Raw genomic sequence first — 17,850 nt, 5'->3', positions numbered from 1 at the left:
TCGTTGCCCACGGTGGAGATCACCTCCACGGACGCGGCGGTCCTCCGCCCGCCCGCCCTCCCTGACCCCGGGGGCGGGGCCGCGGGGTGTCGGTCACGACACAGCGGGTGGCGGTGACGCCGACGCCATGAGAGAAAGGGGGGCCGGCCCGTGCGTCCGGAGAACCCCCGGGTGGTGCAGACGACGCCGCTTCGCGTCGGTCCCCCCGTCGTCCGGCCCAGGAATGCGAGTGAGGCGACCGTGAGCCCGGACCGGCTGGACGACGGCCTCCCCGACCGGGAGTCCGCGGCTGTCCGGCTGCGGCAGGAGCTCGCCATCGAGGCCGCCGGGATCGGCAGCTTCGACTGGGACCTCGTCACCGGCCGGCTGGTCTGGGACGACCGCCTCCTGGAGATCTTCGGCTACGACCGGGCCGCGTTCGGCGACAGCCTGGAGGCCTTCGCCGCCCGCCTGCACCCCGACGACGCCGCGCGGACGCTCGAGGCGCTGCAGCGGGCCATCGAGACCTGTGGCGAGTACGAGGCGGAGTTCCGGATCGTCCTGCCCTCCGGCGAGACCCGCTGGGTACAGGGCCGCGGCCGGGCCCTGGCCGACGAGCGCGGGACCGCCGTCCGCCTGCTGGGCGCGGGGTACGACACCACCGCCCAGCGGCACGCCGACGTCCGGGTCGCGCGGGTGCTGGAGGCGATGAACGCCGCCTTCTTCGCCCTCGACCGCGAGTGGCGGTTCACCTACGTCAACGCCGAGGCCGAGCGGGTGCTCGGCCGGCCGCGCGAGGAGCTGCTCGGCGGGGTCATGTGGGAGCTGTACCCCGCGGCGCCCGGCAGCGACTTCGAGGAGAACTACCGGAGCGCGGCGGCCACCGGTGAGGAGCGGGTCTTCGAGGCGCACTACCCGGCACCGCTGGACGCCTGGTACGAGGTGCGGGCATGGCCTGGCCCCGACGGCCTCTCGGTCTACTTCCTCGACGTCACCGCGCGCCGGGCCGCCCAGGACCGGGCGCAGAGCAGTGCCGAGCGCCTGGCCGTCATCGCCGAGGTGAGCGCGATGACCAGCGAGACGCTCACCGCCGGGCAGGGTGAGGAGGCCGCCCTCCAGCGGCTGGCCGAGGCGGTCGTGCCGGTCCTGGGGGACTGGGTCATCGTCAGCCTCGCGGGCGAGGACGGCCGCATGCGGGACGTGGCGGCCTGGCACCGGGAGCCGGCCGCGCGTCCGCTGGTCGCCCGCTACGCCGACCTGCGGCTGGCCTCCATCCAGGCCGACGCGCCCGTGCTGCGCGCCCTGGCCTCCGGCCGCACCCTCACCGTCGACGACGTCGGCGCCACCGTCGGCCGCACCCTCCCGCCCGGCGAGGTCAGCGACGTGTTCTGGGCGCTGGACCCGCGGTCGGCGGTGACCCTGCCGCTGTCGGCGCGCGGCCGCACGCTGGGCGCGCTGAGCATCTACCGCGGAGCCGAGCGGCCGATGGCCGACGCCGACGACGTGGCCGCCGCCCAGGAGGTGGCCTCCCGGGTCGCCCTGGCGATGGACAACGCCCGCCTCTACGAGCAGCAGCGCGGGCTGGCCGAGGGGTTGCAGCGGAGCCTGCTGACCGATCCGCCCGCGCCGGACTCCGCCGAGATCGTGGTGCGCTACCGGCCCGCGGTGGAGGTCGCCGAGGTGGGCGGCGACTGGTACGACGCCTTCCTGCAGCCCGGCGGCGCGGCGGTGCTGGTCATCGGGGACGTCGTCGGCCACGACACCGCGGCCGCGGCCGCCATGGGGCAGCTGCGGGGACTGCTGCGCGGCATCGCCTACCGGGCCGGGATCGGGCCGGCGCAGGTGCTCAGCGACCTCGACGCCGCCGTGGAGGGCCTGGGCATCCCCACGATGGCCACCGCGGCGGTGGCCCGGGTCGAGCAGACCCCGGAGCAGCGCGCGGCCGGCCTGACCAGCCTGCGCTGGTCCAACGCCGGGCACCCGCCGCCGCTGCTGCTGCACCCCGACGGGCGGGTGGAGGAGCTCCTGGCCGACCGCCCCGAGCTCATGCTCGGCGTCGACCCCACCGCCCGGCGCACCGAGAGCGTGGTGACCTTCCGGCGGGGAGCCACCGTGCTCCTGTACACCGACGGGCTCGTCGAGGGCCGCGACCTGCCCCTGGACGACGGCATCGCCCGCCTGCGGTCGGCGCTGGCGGAGCTGGGGAGCCTGCCGCTCGAGGAGTTCTGCGACGCGGTGATCGGGCGGCTGCGCCCCTCGGGACCGCAGGACGACATCGCCCTGGTGGCGATCCGCCTCCACCCGCAGGGGCAGCGGCTCCGGGCGAGCGGGGGACGGCACCGGGCCGCGGGTGGACCGGTCGCGGGGCCCGGAGGGTCCCCGACCGGGACACGGGCGGCGGCTCAGCGCGAGCGGGGGACGGCACCTGGCCGGGGTGTCGGCCGGTAGGCCGACGACGTCACTCCGCGAGCACGGCCCAGACGTGCTTGGCGTCGCCGGCGGTGTACCACCCGTGCGCCGTCGCCAGCTCGGCGATGAGGTAGAGGCCCAGCCCGCCCTCGCTCGGGTCCCGCCCGACCGCGGGCGCGGGGGGCGTACCGGCCGCGCTGTCGGAGACCTCGATGAGCCAGCCGTCGCCGGTGGTGCGCACCGCCGCCCGGACCCGGCCGCCCCCGTGCCGCAGCGCGTTGGACGCCATCTCGTCGAGGGCGAGGACCAGCCGGTCGCGGAGGTCGGCCAGCCGGGGGCCGGCCGCGGCGAGGTGACTCCGCAGGTCGGCGCGGACGCCGGGCAGCTCGGCGACGGTGAGGAGTTCCCAGCTCAGGGCCTCGCGGGCGGGCGGTGGGGGAGCGGACGGCCAGAGCGGCCCGGCCGTCTCCCACGTCACGCCGATGGTCCCCTCACGTGCTCGACATCGCCCGGAGGGCGCCGCGGTGCCGGCCAGCGCGCCGGACGAACACCTGCGTATGCGCCCGCCGGAGCGGCGCTAAACCTGCCTGTCACCGATGTCACAGACCCGCCATCCCGGCCAACGTCGAGACGGTGTTCCAGTTCCGCGCGGTCCCCGGGACACCGAGCAGCGTGTCCCACTTCCAGGCGCCCAGCGGGGTGCTGCTGACGCCGTCGGGCAGCCACAGGTACAGCTCCCGGCCGGCCACGCGGTACTCGCCGCCGTCGGCCGGCGGCAGGGCGGCGACCCGCTCGGGGTCCGGGGCCCGCGGCAGGAAGGTCACCAGGTACCGGGCCGGGTCGGTGGCGACGGCGCCGAGCGGGTCGGCGGCCACGACGGCGGCCATCTCCTCCCCAGTCCGGACGACGACGGGTACCTGCGCGCCGAACCGCTCGCGCACCGCCGTCTCGACGTCCTCCACCAGCTCGGCCTCGCCCAGGGGGCTGTCCAGGACGACGTTGCCGCTGCGCAGGTGGGTGCGCACGGCACCGTGACCGCGGGCGGTGAGGGTCTCGCGGAGCTCGGCCATCCCGATCTGCCGTGCCCGGCCGACGTTGATGCCGCGCAGCAGGACGACGTAGCGGGTGCTCACGACCGGCACCGTAGCGACCCGGGGCCGGCCCGGCCGGGCTCAGCCGAGGAGCGGGTCCCAGGCGCCCAGCGCGACGCTCGTGCCCACCGCTGCGGCGCAGACCGCGACCGCACCGGCGACGAACCAGCCGTCCCGCCGGCGGAACACCGAGCCTCGGGCGTTGGTGCGTGGCACCCCCGAGTCGAAGCCGCGGGCGTCCATGGCGGTGGCCAGCCGGGTGCCCCGCCGGATCGCGGCCACCAGCAGGGCGAAGGCCGTGCCGGCCACCAGCCGGGCCGCGGCGACCGGGTTGGCTCCGGCGTCCACCCCGCGGGCGCGACGGGCCGAGCGGATCGTCTCCCACTCGGCGGCCAGCAGCGGCACCAGCCGCAGTGCGGCCAGGGCGCCGTAGGCGAACCGCGTGGACACCCGCCAGTGCACGGTGAGGGCGTCGGCCAGCCGCACCGGGTCGGTGGCGGCCACCAGCAGGACGCCCGGCAGCGCCAGCGCCACCACCCGCAGCCCCCAGGTGGCGCCGCTGAGCCACGCGGCCGTGCCGTCCAGGGCGCCGAACGCGACGTTGACCCACGCCACGCCGGCCGCGCTCAGCAGCAGCGGCCAGGTGCGTCGCAGCACCTCGCGCGGGCGGGTGAGCCCGGCGGCGGGGAAGAGCGCCAGCTCCGCGGCGAGCACCACCGCGGGGGTCACCAGGTCGCCGCTGACCAGCAGCACGACGGTCAGGACGGCGATCGCGGACAGCTGGGCGACCGGGTTCACCGCCGACAGCGGGACCGCCCGGGCCGGACCGAGGGCGAGCGGCGCGGTCACGGCACGGCCACCGGTGCGCCGAGGGTCAGGACGTCGTCGGCGAGCGCGGCCACCACCGCGGCGTCGTGGGTGACCAGGCACAGCGCGCGGTCGCCGTCCTGTTGCTCGGCCAGCAGCGCCACCAGCTCGGCCCAGGTGTCGCGGTCCTGCCCGAAGGTCGGCTCGTCCAGGACGAGCACCCGCGGGCGGGTGGCCAGCGCGGTCGCCACCGACAACCGCCGCTGCTGGCCGCCGGAGAGGGTGAACGGGTTGGCCTCCGCGAGCGGGGCCAGCCCGAGCCGCTCGAGCAGCTCCTCGGCGGTGGCGCGGGCCTGCGCGGCGCCCGCCCCCGACCGCAGCGGGCCGAGGGAGAGCTCGTCACGGACCCGGCCGGTGAGGAACTGGTGCTCGGGCTGCTGGAACACCGTGCCGATCCGGTCCACCAGCTCGGCGGCCCGCCACCGCGCCGGCGGCCGGTCGGGCCGGCGCAACCCGGCGGTGAGCGGCGGCGCGGCGGTGACCCGGCCGGTGGTGGGCGCCCGCAGTCCGGCCAGCAGCAGGGCCAGCGTGGACTTGCCGGTGCCGTTGGGACCGGTCACCGCCAGCGTCCGCCCGGCCCGCAGGACGACGTCGGTGGGCGGCAGCGCGGGGACGGCGGAGCCGCGGTGGGTGTACCCGACGGCGTCCGCGGTGAGCAGCGGCTCCCCGGGCGGGTGCGGGTGCCGGCCGGGGAACCGCAGCGGCGGCGGCGTCCACCCGGGCCCGTGCTCGACGGCGCCCCCGCCCGGTAGCAGCTCCACGACGCGGTCGACCAGCGGCAGCCAAGCCGGGGCGTCGTGGTCGACGACGACCAGCGTGGCCCCGCGCCCGGCGACGGCGCGGCCGACCGCGTCGCGGACCAGGGCGGCGCCCGCGGGGTCGAGCTGGGCGGTGGGCTCGTCGAGCAGCAGCAGGCCCGGGCGCGGCGCGAGGGCGCCGGCCAGCACCAGCCGCTGCTTCTGCCCGCCGGACAGCGCCCCGGTCGGCCGGTCGCGGCCGAGGTCGAAGCCGACGGCGTCCAGGGCGGCGTCGACGGCGGGCCAGATGCGCTCCGGTGGCGTGCCGACGTTCTCCAGCCCGAACGCGACGTCGTCCCCGGCGCGGGTCATGACCAGCTGGGAGTCGGGGTCCTGGAAGACCGTGCCGACGCGCTGACGGCACCGGTCCGGCGCGACGCCGTCGACGGTCAGCTCCCCGGTGGCGTCGCCGCCCTCCGGGTCCAGCAGCCCGCCCAGCGCCCGCAGCAGCGTGGACTTGCCCGATCCGGAGGCGCCGGTGAGCAGCACCCGCTCACCCGGGGCGATCCGCAGGTCGACGTCGCGCACGGCCCAGCCCTGCCGGGTGGCGTGCCGGAACCCCCACCCGGCCAGCGCGACGGCGGCCGGGGCGGCACCGGTCAGTGCCGGGTGCGGCCGGAGGCGAACGACGACAGGGCGCCGCTGGCCGCCAGGGCCCGGGTGAGCAGCACGCTGCCGACGCCGGCGACGACAGCGGTGCTGGCCACGACCAGCGCGATGTAGGTCGTCTTCCAGCCCGCCGTCCAGTCCGGGTAGTAGTAGAGGAGGTCGAGGACGGCGGCCATGGCCCCGGCCAGCACCGCGGCCAGTGCCGCGGGCACCCAGCCGAACCAGCGGTACCGGAACGCGGCGAACCCGGCCTCGCCGGCCAGGCCCTGCAGGATGCCGTAGACGATCGTCGTCGTCCCCCAGGCGGAGCCGAGCAGCGCCGAGACGGTCGCCGCGACGAGCTCGGCGAACAGGCCGGCGCCCGGCTTGCGCACCACCAGTGGAGCGAGCACCGCCGGGATCAGCCAGACGCCGTACATGAACGCCTGCGCGGGCGGGAAGGCGGCGAAGGCCGTCCCCGTCCCGGCCCAGAGCAGGCCCCAGGCCCAGAAGACGACGCCGAAGGCGACGCCGAGGACGGCGGTGACGACGATGTCGACGGTGCGCCAGCGGGCGCGCCGCTGGGTGGGCGCAGCCGACGACGGACGGACGGCCTGGTTGGCCATGGTGTTCCTCCAGACTCCCTGCGCCGGCATGACCCGGATCAGGTTCGAGGGTCTGCGGTCTCCCGCACTCTCAGCGCCGAAGCGCTCCCCTGCTGTGTGTTCGGTTGTGCCGCCCAGCGTAGTCCGTCGCGCGCTCGCACGATCAGCCTGGCTCACGGTGCGGCGTCCCGGCTCACCGCCGTGGGTGAGCCAGGACGCCGCACGATCAGCCTCCCTGATCGTGGGGGCAGCGCCCTCTCAGCTGAGGACGAAGCCCAGGAGCAGGTGGCCGTTGAGCCCGATGATCAGGGCGGCGACCACCGCGCCGGCGACCGTGGTGGCCGGCCGGTTCACCCAGCTGTCCATCACCGTGCGACGGGAGGTGAGCCACAGCAGCGGCACGAGGGCGAACGGGATGCCGAAGGAGAGCACGACCTGTGACCAGACCAGCGCGGTCGTGGGGTCCCCGCCCAGCACGAGCACCGCGAGCGCGGGGGCGAGGGTGATCAGCCGGCGGGTCAGCACCGGGATGGAGCGGCGCAGGAAGCCGGCCATGACCACCTGGCCGGCGTGGGTGCCGACCGAGGACGAGGCGAAACCGGAGGCCAGCAGCGCGACCGCGAAGGCGAGCGCGGCACCGGTGCCCAGCTGGTCGCCGAGCCCGGCGTGCACGCTCTCCAGCGACTCGATGCCGTCGTCGGCGGTGAACAGCTGCGCGGCGATCACCAGCATCGCGGCGTTCACCAGCCCGGCCAGCCCCATCGCGACCAGGACGTCGATCCGCTGGGCCTTGAGCAGCCGGCGGCGGCCGCCCTCGGTGCGCCCGGCGGTGACGACGTCGCCGTAGCGGCCGGGCGTGAGGGCGGAGTGCACGTAGATGACGTGCGGCATGACGGTGGCGCCCAGGATGCCGGTGGCCAGCAGCAGGCTCTCCGAGCCGGAGAACGACGGCACCATCCCCGACGCCACGCCGCCGGCGTCGACGCCGGAGCTGACCAGCGTGTAGCCGAAGCCCAGGCCGATGACCAGCAGCAGCCCGGCGATGACCCGCTCGAACGGCCGGTGGCCCCGCGACTGCGCGGCCAGCAGCACGAAGGCGACGACGGCGGTGATGATGCCGCCGATCGGCAGCGGCACCCCGAAGAGCAGGTTCAGCGCCACGGCGCCGCCGACGATCTCGGCCAGGTCGGTGGCGATGGCGACCGCCTCGGCCTGCAGCCACAGCCCCCGCGTGACCGGCCGGGGGAGGTTCTCCCGGCAGAGGGTGGCGAGATCGCGGCCGGTGGCCAGCCCGAGCTTCGCGGTCAGCGACTGGATGAGCATCGCCATGAGGTTGGCCGCGACGATGACCCACAGCAGCGTGTAGCCGAAGGAGGCCCCGCCGGAGAAGTTGGTCGCGAAGTTGCCCGGGTCGACGTAGGCCACCGCGGCCACGAACGCCGGCCCCAGCATGGGCCAGATCCGGCGGCGGCTGCCCGGGGCCGGCCTCCGTTCGGGCGAGCCGACCAGGGTGGTCGGCAGGACGGCGGCCTCGGTCTTCGACAGGTACACGGCGGCCTCACAGCGGTGGAGCGGGTGGGTAGGCGCTCCTCCCTGTGCCCGGACCGTCTGACACGCCGGGGCCAACGTGTGGCCCCCGGGGGCCGAGGTGAGGCTTCCCTACCCGCCGCCGCCGCCGCCGCCGCCGCCGCTGCCGCTGCCGTGCCGCTCGGCCGCCGCGACCACCGCGTCGATCCGGCGGGCGTGCGCGCCGCGCCAGTAGAGCCGGTCGCAGGCCGGGCAGCGGGAGAACTCGTCGTGGGTCCGCCGGGTGCCGGCCGGCAGGCGGTCGGCGACCTCGGCCTTGGGCACCGGCGTCAGCCGCGCGCCGCAGGCGGTGCACCGGGTCAGCGGCGCCAGCGGGGGAGCGAACCGGTCGAGGACGTCGGCCAGCTGGTCGTCGGGCCGGCTGCCGCGGACCAGCGCGCCCCGGGCCAGGGCCCGGCGCATGAGCAGCCCGCGGTCCTGGGTGAGCAGGGTGCGGTCCTCGGCGTTGGCCCGCTCGACCAGCTCGGGGTCGTCGGCGTCGTTGGACCACGCGGCGTCCAGTCCGAGCAGCCGGAGCCGGCGGGCCAGGGTGCCCAGGCCGACGTCGAGCAGGAAACCGCCCGGCGGCGCCGGCTGCGGCCGGCTCACCGGGAGGACGTCGACCAGGCCGCCCGGGTCGGCGCGGGCGGCGAGTCCGGCCGGGACGCCGTCCAGCAGCAGCCCGCCCACCTCGGTCGGGGGTACTCCCGCCGCGCGCAGCACGTGGCCGAGCGTCGCGTCCGGGTGGAAGGGCAGCCGCCGCTGCCGGGCCGCGCGGTCCCGGCCGGGCAGCAGGAAGGCCAGCTCCACCGGCACCCGGACGACGACGCTCACGCCGGCCCCTCCGTCACGCGACGACGCGGAGGGTCTCCATCGACGGGTCGGCGGCGTCCGGGACGAGCATCCCGGCCCGCACCCCGGTGACCAGGTAGTCGACCGCGTCCTGGCTGATCCGCTCGCCCGGCGCCAGCACCGGCACCCCGGGCGGGTAGGGGCTGACCAGCTCCGCGGCGACCCGGCCGACCGCCGCGGCGGCGGGGACGTGCTCGGCCCGGGCGAAGAAGGCCTCCCGCGGGGTCATCGCCTGCTCCAGCTCCAGCGCGCGCGGCTCCGGCAGGTCCACCCGGGGTGAGCGCTCCATCGACGAGGCGCCGTCCACCAGGGCAGCCAGCGCGTCGACCAGCACCGCCTCCGTCTCGTCGTCGTCGGCGTGGGTGAGCCGGACGTTGACGCGGAGGGTGTCGGCGGAGCCGACGTCCACGTGGCGCGCGGTGCGCAGCCAGTCCCCGGCCTGGAAGCCGGTGATGCCCAGCCCCCGGACGTCGACGGTGATCGCCAGCGGGTCGAGGTCGAAGGCGCCCCCGGTGCCGATCACCTCCCGGCCCATGACGTCGAGACCGGGCACCGCGGCGATCGCGGCGCGGACCCGCTCTGCCCGCGCGATCGCCGTCCCCAGCAGGTCGTGGCCCTGCTCGACCATGTGCCGTCGCCAGCCGTCGAGGGTGAGGTAGACCAGGGCGGAGGAGCTGGTGGTGCCGAGCAGGTCCTCCCGCTGCCTGAGCACCTCGGGGCTCACCCGGTCGCCCTTCAGGTGGAAGACCGAGCTCTGCTCGATCGCCCCGCCCATCTTGTGCACGCTGGTCACGACGACGTCCGCCCCGGCGTCCATGCCCCAGGCCGGCAGGTCGGGGTGGAACGGCAGGTGCGCGCCCCACGCCTCGTCGACGATCAGCGGCAGGTCCCGCTCGTGGACGACGTCCGCGACCCCGGCGATGTCGGCGCAGGTGCCCCAGTCGGTCGGGGTGATCAGCAGCATCCCCGTGGCGCCGGGGTGCGCGTCCAGCGCGCGGCGGACGTCCTCGGGCTCCGGCGGGTGGGCCAGGTGCCGGTCGGCGTCGAAGTGCGGGTGCACCCACACCGGGCGGATGCCGCTGATGATCAGCCCGGCCACCACGGACTTGTGCGCGTTGCGGCTGACCAGCAGCTCCTCGTCCGGGCCGGCGACGGAGATCATCGCGCTCTTCACCGACAGCGAGCTGCCGCAGGTCGAGAAGAACGCCTCGTCGGCGTCGACGGCGTCGGCCATGAGGTCCTCGGCCTGGCTGGTGACGCCCTGGGACTCGCGCCGGTCGTCGAGGCCGTTGAGCGAGAGGACGTCGGAGGCGAACACGCCCTCCCCGACGACCTCGACCACCCGGGGGTCCGCGCCCCTGCCCTGCTTGTGGCCGGGCGGGCCGAAGACGACGTCGCCGCGGCGGCGGAACTCCTGGAGGGCCTCGAGGACTGGGGCACGGGAGTGGTCCATGGAGCCCCCTCTACCCGCGAGCGCCCGCTCGATACTTGAACCATCAACAAAATGGGGGCACACTGGAGGCAGTCGTCCGAAGGAGTGCAGCCATGCCGGTCCAGCGCCTCAACCACGCCGTCCTGTACGTCCGGGACGTCGACCGCAGCCATGCCTTCTACCGCGACGTGCTCGGCTTCCGCGCCAAGATGGAGATCCCCGGCGCGGCCGTGTTCCTGCAGGCGGAGGGGTCGAGCAACGACCACGACCTCGGCCTGTTCCAGATCGGTGCGGGCGCCGGGGCCTCGGAGGCAGGCCGGCGCACCGTCGGGCTCTACCACCTGGCCTGGGAGGTGGACACCCTCGCCGAGCTGGCCCGCATCCGCGACGCGTTGCTGCAGGCCGGGGCGCTGGTCGGCATGTCCGACCACGTGACCACCAAGGCCCTCTACGCGCACGACCCGGACGGCCTGGAGTTCGAGGTGTCCTGGCTGCTGCCGGCGGAGTTCGTCACGCCGCAGCTCCTGGAGGGCGCGGCGATGACCTCGCCGCTGGACCTGGACCGGGAGATCGCCCGCTACGGCGCCCACACACGCGGCGGCGTCGGGGTCTCCGTCCCGGCCTGACGGGTCTCCGCCGCTGCCGGACGGCAGCCGCCGACGCCGGACCGGTAGGAGGCGCCTCGACGCCGATGAGTCCGCGACCGCGGTGGGGTCGTACTGGGTGAGCGCACTCCGGTCGACGCGGTGGAGCACCGGTCGACCGTCCGGGACCCGGCCCGTCCCCTCCCGCCCACCGGCTCGACGCGGAGGACCACGACCATGACCACCACGACCCACCGCACCGCGCTCGCCCCGCACGGCACGCTCGCCCTGGCCGCCCGCGACGTCGTCCTGCTCGTCGCCCGGATCGGCCTCGGCGTGCTCATGCTGGCGCACGCGAAGCTGGAGTACGACTTCGGCGGCAGCCTCGCCGGGGTCGGGCGGATGTTCGAGCAGGCGGGCGTCCCCCTGGGCGCCCTCACCGGTCCGGCCAACGTGCTGTTCGAGCTGGTCGGCGGGGTGGCGATGATCCTCGGCGCCGCGGTCCCGCTCGTCGGGGTGCTGATGGCGCTGAACATGGTCGGCGCCTGGGTCTTCGTGCACACCAGCGGGCTGTTCGCCATGGACCACAACGGCCCCGAGCTGGTCATCGCGCTCGGGCTGCTCGGACTCGTCCTCGCCGTGACCGGCTCGGGCCGGCTCGGGCTCGACCACCTGGTCCTCCGGCGTCTCCGCCGATCGCGCCCCGCACCCTGACGACCCGCCCCCCGGCGTCCCCGTCGCCCCCGCCGGGCGGCGGGGTTGACAGGGACACAACTGACATCTGAGATGTCAGTTGTGTCCCTCGCTCCGGTCGGTCGCGTGCTGCTGCGGGACGTCGCCCTGGCCCGCATCCGGGAGGCGATCATCTCCGGTGACCTCGAGCCCGGCTCCGTCGTGAAGGACGCCGAGCTGGCCACGCGCCTGGGGTTGTCCGTCGCGCCGGTGCGGGCGGCGCTGGCGCGGCTGGCCGACGAGGGGCTGGTCGAGGCCAAGCCGCAGAGCCACACCCGGGTGACCCCGCTGCGGGTGCGCGAGGTCCGCGACGCCGCCGTCGTCGTCCGGGCCATGCACGAGCTGGCCACCCGCGAGGCGGTGCCACTGACCACCGCGGACGACGTCGCCGCCATGCGCGCGGCCAACGAGCGGTTCGCCGCCGCGCTCGCCGCGGGCGACGCCGATGCGGCCCTCGCCGCGGACGACGACCTGCACGCCGTCCTGCTCGCCCGCTGTGGCAACGGCGCGCTCACCGCGACCGTCGCGCGGCTCACCCCCGCCGTCCGCCGGCTGGAGCGGCAGCGCTTCGCCACCGCGCACGGCCGGGAGTCCATCGTCCTCCACGACCGCCTGATCGACGCCTGCACGCGTTCCGACGTCGGCGCCGCCGTCGCCGCCACCACCGAGATCTGGACGGCGCTGCTGTCCGAGCTGGAAGGGCACTCCGATGAGCCTGACTGACCTGCCCCGCTACCCCCTGCTGTTCGGCCCCTCGCCGGTGCACCGGCTGGACCGGCTGACCGAGCACCTCGGCGGCGCCGCCGTCTGGGCGAAGCGGGAGGACGTGAACTCCGGCATCGCCTTCGGCGGCAACAAGACCCGTAAGCTGGAGTACCTCGTCGCCGACGCGCTGGCCCAGGGCTGCGACACGCTGGTGAGCATCGGTGGCGTGCAGAGCAACCACACCCGCCAGGTCGCCGCCGTCGCCGCGCGGGTGGGCCTGCGGTGCGTGCTCGTGCAGGAGAGCTGGGTCGACTGGCCCGACGCCGTCTACGACAAGGTCGGCAACATCCTCATCAGCCGGCTGGCCGGGGCCGACGTCCGGCTGGTGAAGGCCGGCTTCGGCATCGGGTTCAAGGAGAGCTGGGAGGCGGCGCTGGCCGAGATCGAGGCCCGCGGCGGCAAGCCCTACGCCATCCCGGCCGGGGCGAGCGACCACCCGCTGGGCGGGCTCGGCTTCGCCGGCTGGGCGGAGGAGGTCGCGGCGCAGGAGGCCGAGCTCGGCGTCTTCTTCGACACCGTCGTCGTCTGCTCGGTGACCGGCTCCACCCAGGCGGGCATGGTCGCCGGCTTCGCCAAGCTGGAGGAGGACGGCGCCCGGCCGCGGCGGGTGCTGGGCGTCGACGCGAGCGCCAAGCCGGCCGAGACCCGCGACCAGGTGCTGCGGATCGCCCAGCGCACCGGGCGCCTCGTCGACCTGCGGCGCGAGCTCACCCTGGACGACGTCGAGCTCGACGAGCGTTACCACGCCGGCGTCTACGGCATCCCCGACGAGACGACGATCCGCGCCATGGAGCTGGCCGCCCGCACCGAGGGCATGGTCACCGACCCCGTGTACGAGGGGAAGTCGATGGCGGCGCTGGTCGACCTCGTGGGGCGCCGCGAGATCGACCCGTCGTCCACGGTGCTCTACGCCCACCTCGGCGGGCAGCCCGCGCTCAACGGCTACAGCGCACTCTTCTCCTGAGCAGCGGAGGCTGGGGCGCGAGGGACTCTCACCCCTCAGCCTCCGCTCAGGCGCCGAGGAGATCGGCCGCCGAGCCGCCGAGGGCGTCGAGCGCCGCGCGGATCCGGCGCTCCTCGAACGAGAAGTGCGACTCCATGATCGCGGCGAGGCCGTCCAGCTCCCCGGCCAGCCGGAGCCCGTCGCCGCCGACGGCCAGCTCGCCGGCGATCTGCTCGACCCGCAGCGCGATGCCGGAGATCATCGCGTGGTCCTCGGCCATCTTCCCCAGTACCGGCCGCAGCTCGGGGAACGCCGCGACCAGCGCGGGGAAGGCGCCGGCGTCCTCCCCGGTGTGGTGCCGGGTGAGGGCCGCGCAGAACGCGAGGCAGTGCACCGGCAGCGGACGCCGGGCGTCCGGCGCGGCTCCCGCGGCGGCCGCGGCCTGCAGCCGGCGCAACTGCGCGCGCAGGCCGTCGTGGATGCGGACCAGCTCCGCCCCGAGCGCTGCGGCGCGGGACCGGTCGAGGACGTGCTCGTCGAAGGGGTTCGGCATGGGGCCCTGTCCGGGAGAGGGGCTCTCGGCGGCGGTCGCCGCCGGAGGGCGGGGACAGGACGGCAGGTGGGCCGCGGGCCCGCCCGGCGCTCAGCCGTCTGCCGGGAACCCGTCTCGTGCACGGCGCGAGGCCGACCCGGCAGTCACGGGCGGCACGCTAGCGCCCCGGGCGCGACGTCGTCACGAGCCGCCCAGCGGGGCGGCGAGCTCCCGGCGGTCCAGGGCCGCCCGGAGATCGGGCCGCCACGGTGCCAGCCCGGCCCCGGACAGGACGACGTCCCGGACGAAGGCGTGCCACACCGGCGCGCTGCGCACCATGCTGTGCCCGCCGGCGATGGTGAACCGGGCGATGCGGGCCCCCGCATCCGACGCCCGTTCGGCGAAGTCGGCCGACAGCGCGGCCGGCACCCAGCGGTCGCCCCGGCCGTGCAGGACCACCACCGTGCGGTCGCGCAGGTGCTCCACCGGCTCGCCCGGCGGCGTCCAGGGGGCCAGGGCACAGACGGCGCGCACCGAGGCGTCCCCGCCGGCCCGCAGCACCGCCCGCCCACCCATGGAGTGGCCCACCAGCACGATGGGGACGTCGGCGCCGTGGCGGGCCCGCAGCTCGGCCAGCGTCCACCGGACGTCGGCGTACGCGTCGGCCGCGGGGCCGTTCCACCCGGCGACCCGGTAGCGCACCAGATAGGTGCCGAGCCCCCGCCCGGCGCCCGCGGCACGGACGAACTGCTCGATCGCCCGCATCCGCAGCAGCGACAGGGCCCGCTCGCGCGGCGGCTCCACGCTGGCCACCGTGCCCCCGTGGCAGAAGACCGCCAGCGCCCGCAGCGAGCCGGACGACGGGACGTGCTCCAGTCGCGGGTCGGTCACCGCCGCCGGCGCCCGCCGCGGAGGGTCGCGCGGGCCCGGTCGCCGAGGTCCCCGGCCCGGCCCAGGCCGCGGGTGAGCGCCGTCGGCCCGGTGCGGCGCTCCAGCGACCTGCCGATCCGGCGGAGCAGGCCCGTGGCCAGCGGGACGACGACGGTGAGCACCAGCCACGTGCGCAGGCGACGGGTCAGGAAGAGCCACATGGGCACAGACTGCCCCGGACGGGGCGCGCTCAGTCGGGATCGGAGGTGAGACGGACCACCATCTTCCCGGTGTTGACGCCGCGCATCAGGTCGAGGAAGGCCGGCACCGCGTTCTCGATGCCCTGGTACTCCGTCTCCCGGACGACCAGGTCGCCGGAGCGCAGCCAGCCGCTGACCGTGTCGGTGAACTCCGCGCGCAGGTCGGTGTGGTCCCCGACGAGGAAGCCGCGGAGGGTGAGTCGCTTGCCCACCATCAGCGACATGTTGCGTGGGCCGGGTGGCGGCTCGACCGCGTTGTAGCCGGAGATCGACCCGCAGAGTGCCGCCCGCCCGTGCACCCGCAGCGCCCCGATCGCCGCCTCCAGGTGTGCTCCGCCGACGTTGTCGAAGAAGACGTCGACGCCGTCCGGTGCGGCGGCGGCCACGCCCTCCGCCACCCCGGAGTGGTAGTCGAAGGCGGTGGTGAAGCCGAGCTCGCCGGTGAGCCAGGCGACCTTCTCCGGGCTGCCGGCGCTGCCGACCACCGACCCCGCGCCGCGCAGCCGGGCGAACTGCCCGGCCAGGCTGCCGACGGCGCCCGCGGCCCCGGAGACGAGGACGTCGTCGCCCGGGGTGAACGCGGCGACCCGGAACAGCCCGGCGTAGGCGGTCAGCCCGGGCATCCCGAGCACGCCCAGGAACCACGACGGCGGGACGTCGGTCGGCGACGGCAGCCGGCGTACGGCACCGGCGTCCAGCACCGCGATCTCCCGCCAGGCCGCGTCGGTGAGGACCAGCGTCCCCTCGGGCAGGTCCGGCGCCCGCGAGGCGACCACCCGGCCGACGGCGCCGCCCGACATCACCGCGCCGACCTCCCACGGTGGGGCGTAGGAGGGGCCGGACCGCATCCGGCCGCGCATGTACGGATCCACCGACATCGCCACCATGCGGACGACGACCTGCCCCTCGCCCGGCTCGGGGACCGGCACCTCGACCAGCCGGAAGTCCTCCGGCGTCGGCTCGCCGTGCGGGCGGGCCGCCAGGTGCCACTCCCGGGTCGTCGTGCTCACGGGTCCTCCTGCGGTCGACGGCGTCGTCCGCCCGATCCTGCTCCTGCCGCCCCGGACCCGCCGGTCGATGGCGCACAACCGACCGTTGATCCGCGGGCCTACGCTCGGGGCATGCTGTTCTCCCGGGCCAAGACCCAGCCGGTCTCCCCTGACGACGCCCTCCCCGGGCGTCCGGACCCCCTGCCGCACGTGCCGGAGGTGCACGCGGTCAACGGCAACCGCATCCAGCCGCCGTTCCCCGAGGGCATGCAGACCGCCGTCTTCGGCGCGGGCTGCTTCTGGGGCGTGGAGAAGGTCTTCTGGCAGACGCCGGGGGTCTACTCGACCGCGGCCGGGTACGCCGGCGGCTACACGCCGAACCCGACCTACGAGGAGGTCTGCTCGGCGCGGACCGGCCACACCGAGGTCGTCCTGGTCGTCTTCGACCCCGCCGTCATCTCCTACGACCAGCTGCTCAAGGTGTTCTGGGAGGACCACGACCCGACCCAGGGGATGCGCCAGGGCAACGACATCGGGACGCAGTACCGCTCGGCGGTCTACACCGCCACCCCCGAGCAGGAGGCCGCCGCCCTGGCCAGCCGGGCGGCGTTCCAGGAGCGCCTGACCGCGGCCGGCTACGGCGAGATCACCACCGAGATCGCGCCGCTGGGGGAGTTCTTCTACGCCGAGGACTACCACCAGCAGTACCTGCACAAGGTGCCCAACGGGTACTGCCCGATCCACTCGACCGGCGTCTCCTGCCCCGTCGGCCTCCCCGGCGTCTGAGCCGTGCCGGCAGAAATGGCCATTTCTGCCGCTCGGGAGGAGCTGTTCGCGCACTTGCGGCGGGAGCCGGACGTCGAGGCGGCGGACCTGGTCGCCGTCGACGCCACCGACCGGCTGCTGCTCGACGAGGCGGCCGCGGCGATCGCGGTGGCCGGGCCCGGCGAGGTGGTCGTCGTCGACGACTCCTACGGGGCGCTCACCCTGGGCGTCGTGGTGGCCGGCGCCCGCGACGTCCGGGTCTGCCAAGACCTGCTGGTCGGGGAGCTGGCGCTGGCCCGCAATGCCGAGCGCACCGGCCTGACCGGCTCGCACCGTTCCCTGCCGCTGACGCCGGAGCTGTTCGCCGGCGCCCGCCTCGTGCTGGCCAAGGCGCCGCGGTCGCTGGACGCGCTGCGCGAGATCGCCGAACTCGCGGCCACCGCCGCCCCGGACGTCACCGTCCTCGTCGGCGGGCGGGTCAAGCACATGACGCTCGCGATGAACGACGTCCTGCGGGCCTCGTTCACCGACGTGTCGGCCACGCTGGCGCGGCAGAAGTCCCGCGTGCTGGTCGCGCGCGGGCCCCGGGCCGGTGTGCAGCCGTCCTTCCCGCGCCGTCAGGTGCACCCCGACCTCGGCCTCACCGTCTGCGCGCACGGCGCGGCGTTCGCCGGCACGCGGGTCGACGTCGGGACGCGCGCGCTGCTGGCCACCCTCGACCGGATGGCGCCGGACGCCGCGACCGCGCTGGACCTCGGCTGCGGCACCGGCGTCCTCGCCACCGCCCTGGCCCTCGCCCGGCCGGCGGTCCGCGTCACCGCCGGCGACCAGTCCGCGGCCGCGGTCGCCTCCGCACGGGCCACCGCCGAGGCCAACGGGGTGGCCGGCCGGGTGCGGGTGACCCGGGACGACGCGGCGGCCGGCGTCGCCGACGCGAGCACGGACCTCGTCGTCTGCAACCCGCCGTTCCACGTGGGTGCGGCGGTCGTGACCGGCGCCGCGGACCGGCTGTTCGCCGCCGCCGGCCGGGTGCTGCGCCCCGGCGGCGAGCTGTGGACGGTCTACAACAACCAGCTGCCGCACCGGGCGGCGCTACGACGGCTGGTCGGGCCGACGCGCGTGGCGGCGGCCGACCGCCGGTTCACCGTCACCGTCTCCACCCGCCGCTGAGGCAGGGGCGGAGGGCCCTGGCCACGGCCCCGTGGTCCGGGCCACGGTGCGGGA

Annotated in this window: 19 protein-coding genes and 1 riboswitch; of the genes, 7 read left to right on the top strand and 12 right to left on the bottom strand. The window is 76.0% G+C overall.

The genetic code is table 11. The features are described from left to right. Positions 1-240: 240 nt before the first annotated feature. A complete protein-coding gene (locus tag CRP39_RS16130) occupies positions 241-2,427 on the top strand; it encodes a SpoIIE family protein phosphatase (protein ID WP_097207409.1) in 2,187 nt (728 codons plus the stop codon). Between the two features lie 10 nt (positions 2,428-2,437). On the opposite strand, the gene CRP39_RS16125 is transcribed toward CRP39_RS16130, so the two are convergent. The 8 genes from CRP39_RS16125 to CRP39_RS16090 all read right to left on the bottom strand — a co-directional run bounded on the left by CRP39_RS16125 (position 2,438) and on the right by CRP39_RS16090 (position 10,207). Next, complete coding sequence (locus CRP39_RS16125) at positions 2,438-2,866, bottom strand: ATP-binding protein (protein WP_097207408.1); 429 nt, start codon at positions 2,864-2,866, stop codon at positions 2,438-2,440. A gap of 121 nt (positions 2,867-2,987) precedes the next feature. Further along, positions 2,988-3,521, bottom strand: a complete 534-nt coding sequence (locus CRP39_RS16120; protein ID WP_097207578.1) for a DUF1697 domain-containing protein — start codon at positions 3,519-3,521, stop codon at positions 2,988-2,990. A 39-nt stretch (positions 3,522-3,560) separates the two neighbouring features. Further along, the gene (locus tag CRP39_RS16115) at positions 3,561-4,328 is read right to left on the bottom strand and encodes an energy-coupling factor transporter transmembrane component T family protein (protein ID WP_097207407.1); all 768 of its coding nucleotides are present in this window, start codon (positions 4,326-4,328) and stop codon (positions 3,561-3,563) included. Beyond that, complete coding sequence (locus CRP39_RS16110) at positions 4,325-5,671, bottom strand: ABC transporter ATP-binding protein (protein ID WP_097207406.1); 1,347 nt, start codon at positions 5,669-5,671, stop codon at positions 4,325-4,327. The genes CRP39_RS16115 and CRP39_RS16110 overlap by 4 nt, the downstream gene beginning before the upstream one ends. Positions 5,672-5,742: 71 nt before the next feature. Continuing rightward, positions 5,743-6,357 carry an ECF transporter S component gene (locus CRP39_RS16105; RefSeq protein ID WP_097207405.1) on the bottom strand — a complete coding sequence of 205 codons (615 nt, stop codon included), beginning with the start codon at positions 6,355-6,357 and terminating at the stop codon, positions 5,743-5,745. Beyond that, positions 6,355-6,458: riboswitch (TPP riboswitch) on the bottom strand. (Overlaps the previous gene by 3 nt.) A 136-nt stretch (positions 6,459-6,594) precedes the next feature. After that, positions 6,595-7,887 (bottom strand): Nramp family divalent metal transporter, encoded by a 1,293-nt coding sequence (locus CRP39_RS16100; RefSeq protein WP_097207404.1) that lies wholly within the window; start codon positions 7,885-7,887, stop codon positions 6,595-6,597. A gap of 108 nt (positions 7,888-7,995) precedes the next feature. Further along, positions 7,996-8,736: a Mut7-C RNAse domain-containing protein gene (locus CRP39_RS16095; RefSeq protein WP_097207403.1), complete on the bottom strand. Its 741-nt coding sequence runs from the start codon at positions 8,734-8,736 to the stop codon at positions 7,996-7,998. A gap of 13 nt (positions 8,737-8,749) precedes the next feature. Beyond that, positions 8,750-10,207, bottom strand: a complete 1,458-nt coding sequence (locus CRP39_RS16090) for an aminotransferase class I/II-fold pyridoxal phosphate-dependent enzyme (protein ID WP_097207402.1) — start codon at positions 10,205-10,207, stop codon at positions 8,750-8,752. Positions 10,208-10,299: 92 nt separating this feature from the next. On the opposite strand from CRP39_RS16090, the gene CRP39_RS16085 reads away from it, so the two are divergent. From CRP39_RS16085 to CRP39_RS16070, 4 genes are all read left to right on the top strand, one after another. Then, positions 10,300-10,812, top strand: coding sequence for a VOC family protein (locus CRP39_RS16085; RefSeq protein ID WP_097207401.1), 513 nt, complete (start codon positions 10,300-10,302; stop codon positions 10,810-10,812). A gap of 195 nt (positions 10,813-11,007) precedes the next feature. Next, positions 11,008-11,484 carry a DoxX family protein gene (locus CRP39_RS16080; RefSeq protein ID WP_097207400.1) on the top strand — a complete coding sequence of 159 codons (477 nt, stop codon included), beginning with the start codon at positions 11,008-11,010 and terminating at the stop codon, positions 11,482-11,484. A gap of 105 nt (positions 11,485-11,589) precedes the next feature. Continuing rightward, positions 11,590-12,225, top strand: coding sequence for a GntR family transcriptional regulator (locus CRP39_RS16075; protein ID WP_245853909.1), 636 nt, complete (start codon positions 11,590-11,592; stop codon positions 12,223-12,225). Then, positions 12,212-13,231 (top strand): 1-aminocyclopropane-1-carboxylate deaminase, encoded by a 1,020-nt coding sequence (locus CRP39_RS16070; protein WP_097207398.1) that lies wholly within the window; start codon positions 12,212-12,214, stop codon positions 13,229-13,231. Before CRP39_RS16075 ends, CRP39_RS16070 begins: the two co-directional genes overlap by 14 nt. 46 nt (positions 13,232-13,277) lie before the next feature. On the opposite strand, the gene CRP39_RS16065 is transcribed toward CRP39_RS16070, so the two are convergent. The 4 genes from CRP39_RS16065 to CRP39_RS16050 form a co-directional block, all read right to left on the bottom strand. Beyond that, entirely contained in the window at positions 13,278-13,763 is a 486-nt protein-coding gene (locus CRP39_RS16065; RefSeq protein WP_097207397.1) for a hemerythrin domain-containing protein, read from the bottom strand. 180 nt (positions 13,764-13,943) lie between these two features. After that, positions 13,944-14,633 (bottom strand): alpha/beta fold hydrolase, encoded by a 690-nt coding sequence (locus CRP39_RS16060; RefSeq protein ID WP_097207396.1) that lies wholly within the window; start codon positions 14,631-14,633, stop codon positions 13,944-13,946. Further along, positions 14,630-14,833 carry a hypothetical protein gene (locus tag CRP39_RS16055; RefSeq protein ID WP_097207395.1) on the bottom strand — a complete coding sequence of 68 codons (204 nt, stop codon included), beginning with the start codon at positions 14,831-14,833 and terminating at the stop codon, positions 14,630-14,632. Before CRP39_RS16055 ends, CRP39_RS16060 begins: the two co-directional genes overlap by 4 nt. 29 nt (positions 14,834-14,862) lie before the next feature. Next, positions 14,863-15,882 carry an NADP-dependent oxidoreductase gene (locus tag CRP39_RS16050; protein ID WP_097207394.1) on the bottom strand — a complete coding sequence of 340 codons (1,020 nt, stop codon included), beginning with the start codon at positions 15,880-15,882 and terminating at the stop codon, positions 14,863-14,865. Positions 15,883-15,993: 111 nt separating this feature from the next. On the opposite strand from CRP39_RS16050, the gene msrA reads away from it, so the two are divergent. Both msrA and CRP39_RS16040 read left to right on the top strand, forming a co-directional pair. Continuing rightward, positions 15,994-16,647, top strand: a complete 654-nt coding sequence (msrA, locus tag CRP39_RS16045) for a peptide-methionine (S)-S-oxide reductase MsrA (RefSeq protein ID WP_097207393.1) — start codon at positions 15,994-15,996, stop codon at positions 16,645-16,647. A 15-nt stretch (positions 16,648-16,662) separates the two neighbouring features. Beyond that, positions 16,663-17,796 (top strand): class I SAM-dependent methyltransferase, encoded by a 1,134-nt coding sequence (locus CRP39_RS16040; protein WP_097207392.1) that lies wholly within the window; start codon positions 16,663-16,665, stop codon positions 17,794-17,796. Positions 17,797-17,850: the final 54 nt, after the last annotated feature.

Source organism: Geodermatophilus sabuli, from assembly GCF_900215145.1.
GTDB lineage: Bacteria > Actinomycetota > Actinomycetes > Mycobacteriales > Geodermatophilaceae > Geodermatophilus > Geodermatophilus sabuli.
Note: the sequence above shows the minus strand (reverse complement) of the source record. Positions and strands in the feature narration are given on the sequence as shown.

Bases quoted from the DNA above. Each gene is read 5' to 3' on its own strand.
- CRP39_RS16105 (WP_097207405.1), bottom strand. From the start codon at position 6,357: ATGGCCAACCAGGCCGTCCGTCCGTCGTCGGCTGCGCCCACCCAGCGG.
- CRP39_RS16090 (WP_097207402.1), bottom strand. From the start codon at position 10,207: ATGGACCACTCCCGTGCCCCAGTCCTCGAGGCCCTCCAGGAGTTCCGC.
- CRP39_RS16085 (WP_097207401.1), top strand. From the start codon at position 10,300: ATGCCGGTCCAGCGCCTCAACCACGCCGTCCTGTACGTCCGGGACGTC.
- CRP39_RS16080 (WP_097207400.1), top strand. From the start codon at position 11,008: ATGACCACCACGACCCACCGCACCGCGCTCGCCCCGCACGGCACGCTC.
- CRP39_RS16070 (WP_097207398.1), top strand. From the start codon at position 12,212: ATGAGCCTGACTGACCTGCCCCGCTACCCCCTGCTGTTCGGCCCCTCG.
- CRP39_RS16065 (WP_097207397.1), bottom strand. From the start codon at position 13,763: ATGCCGAACCCCTTCGACGAGCACGTCCTCGACCGGTCCCGCGCCGCA.
- CRP39_RS16055 (WP_097207395.1), bottom strand. From the start codon at position 14,833: ATGTGGCTCTTCCTGACCCGTCGCCTGCGCACGTGGCTGGTGCTCACC.
- msrA (WP_097207393.1), top strand. From the start codon at position 15,994: ATGCTGTTCTCCCGGGCCAAGACCCAGCCGGTCTCCCCTGACGACGCC.
- CRP39_RS16040 (WP_097207392.1), top strand. From the start codon at position 16,663: ATGGCCATTTCTGCCGCTCGGGAGGAGCTGTTCGCGCACTTGCGGCGG.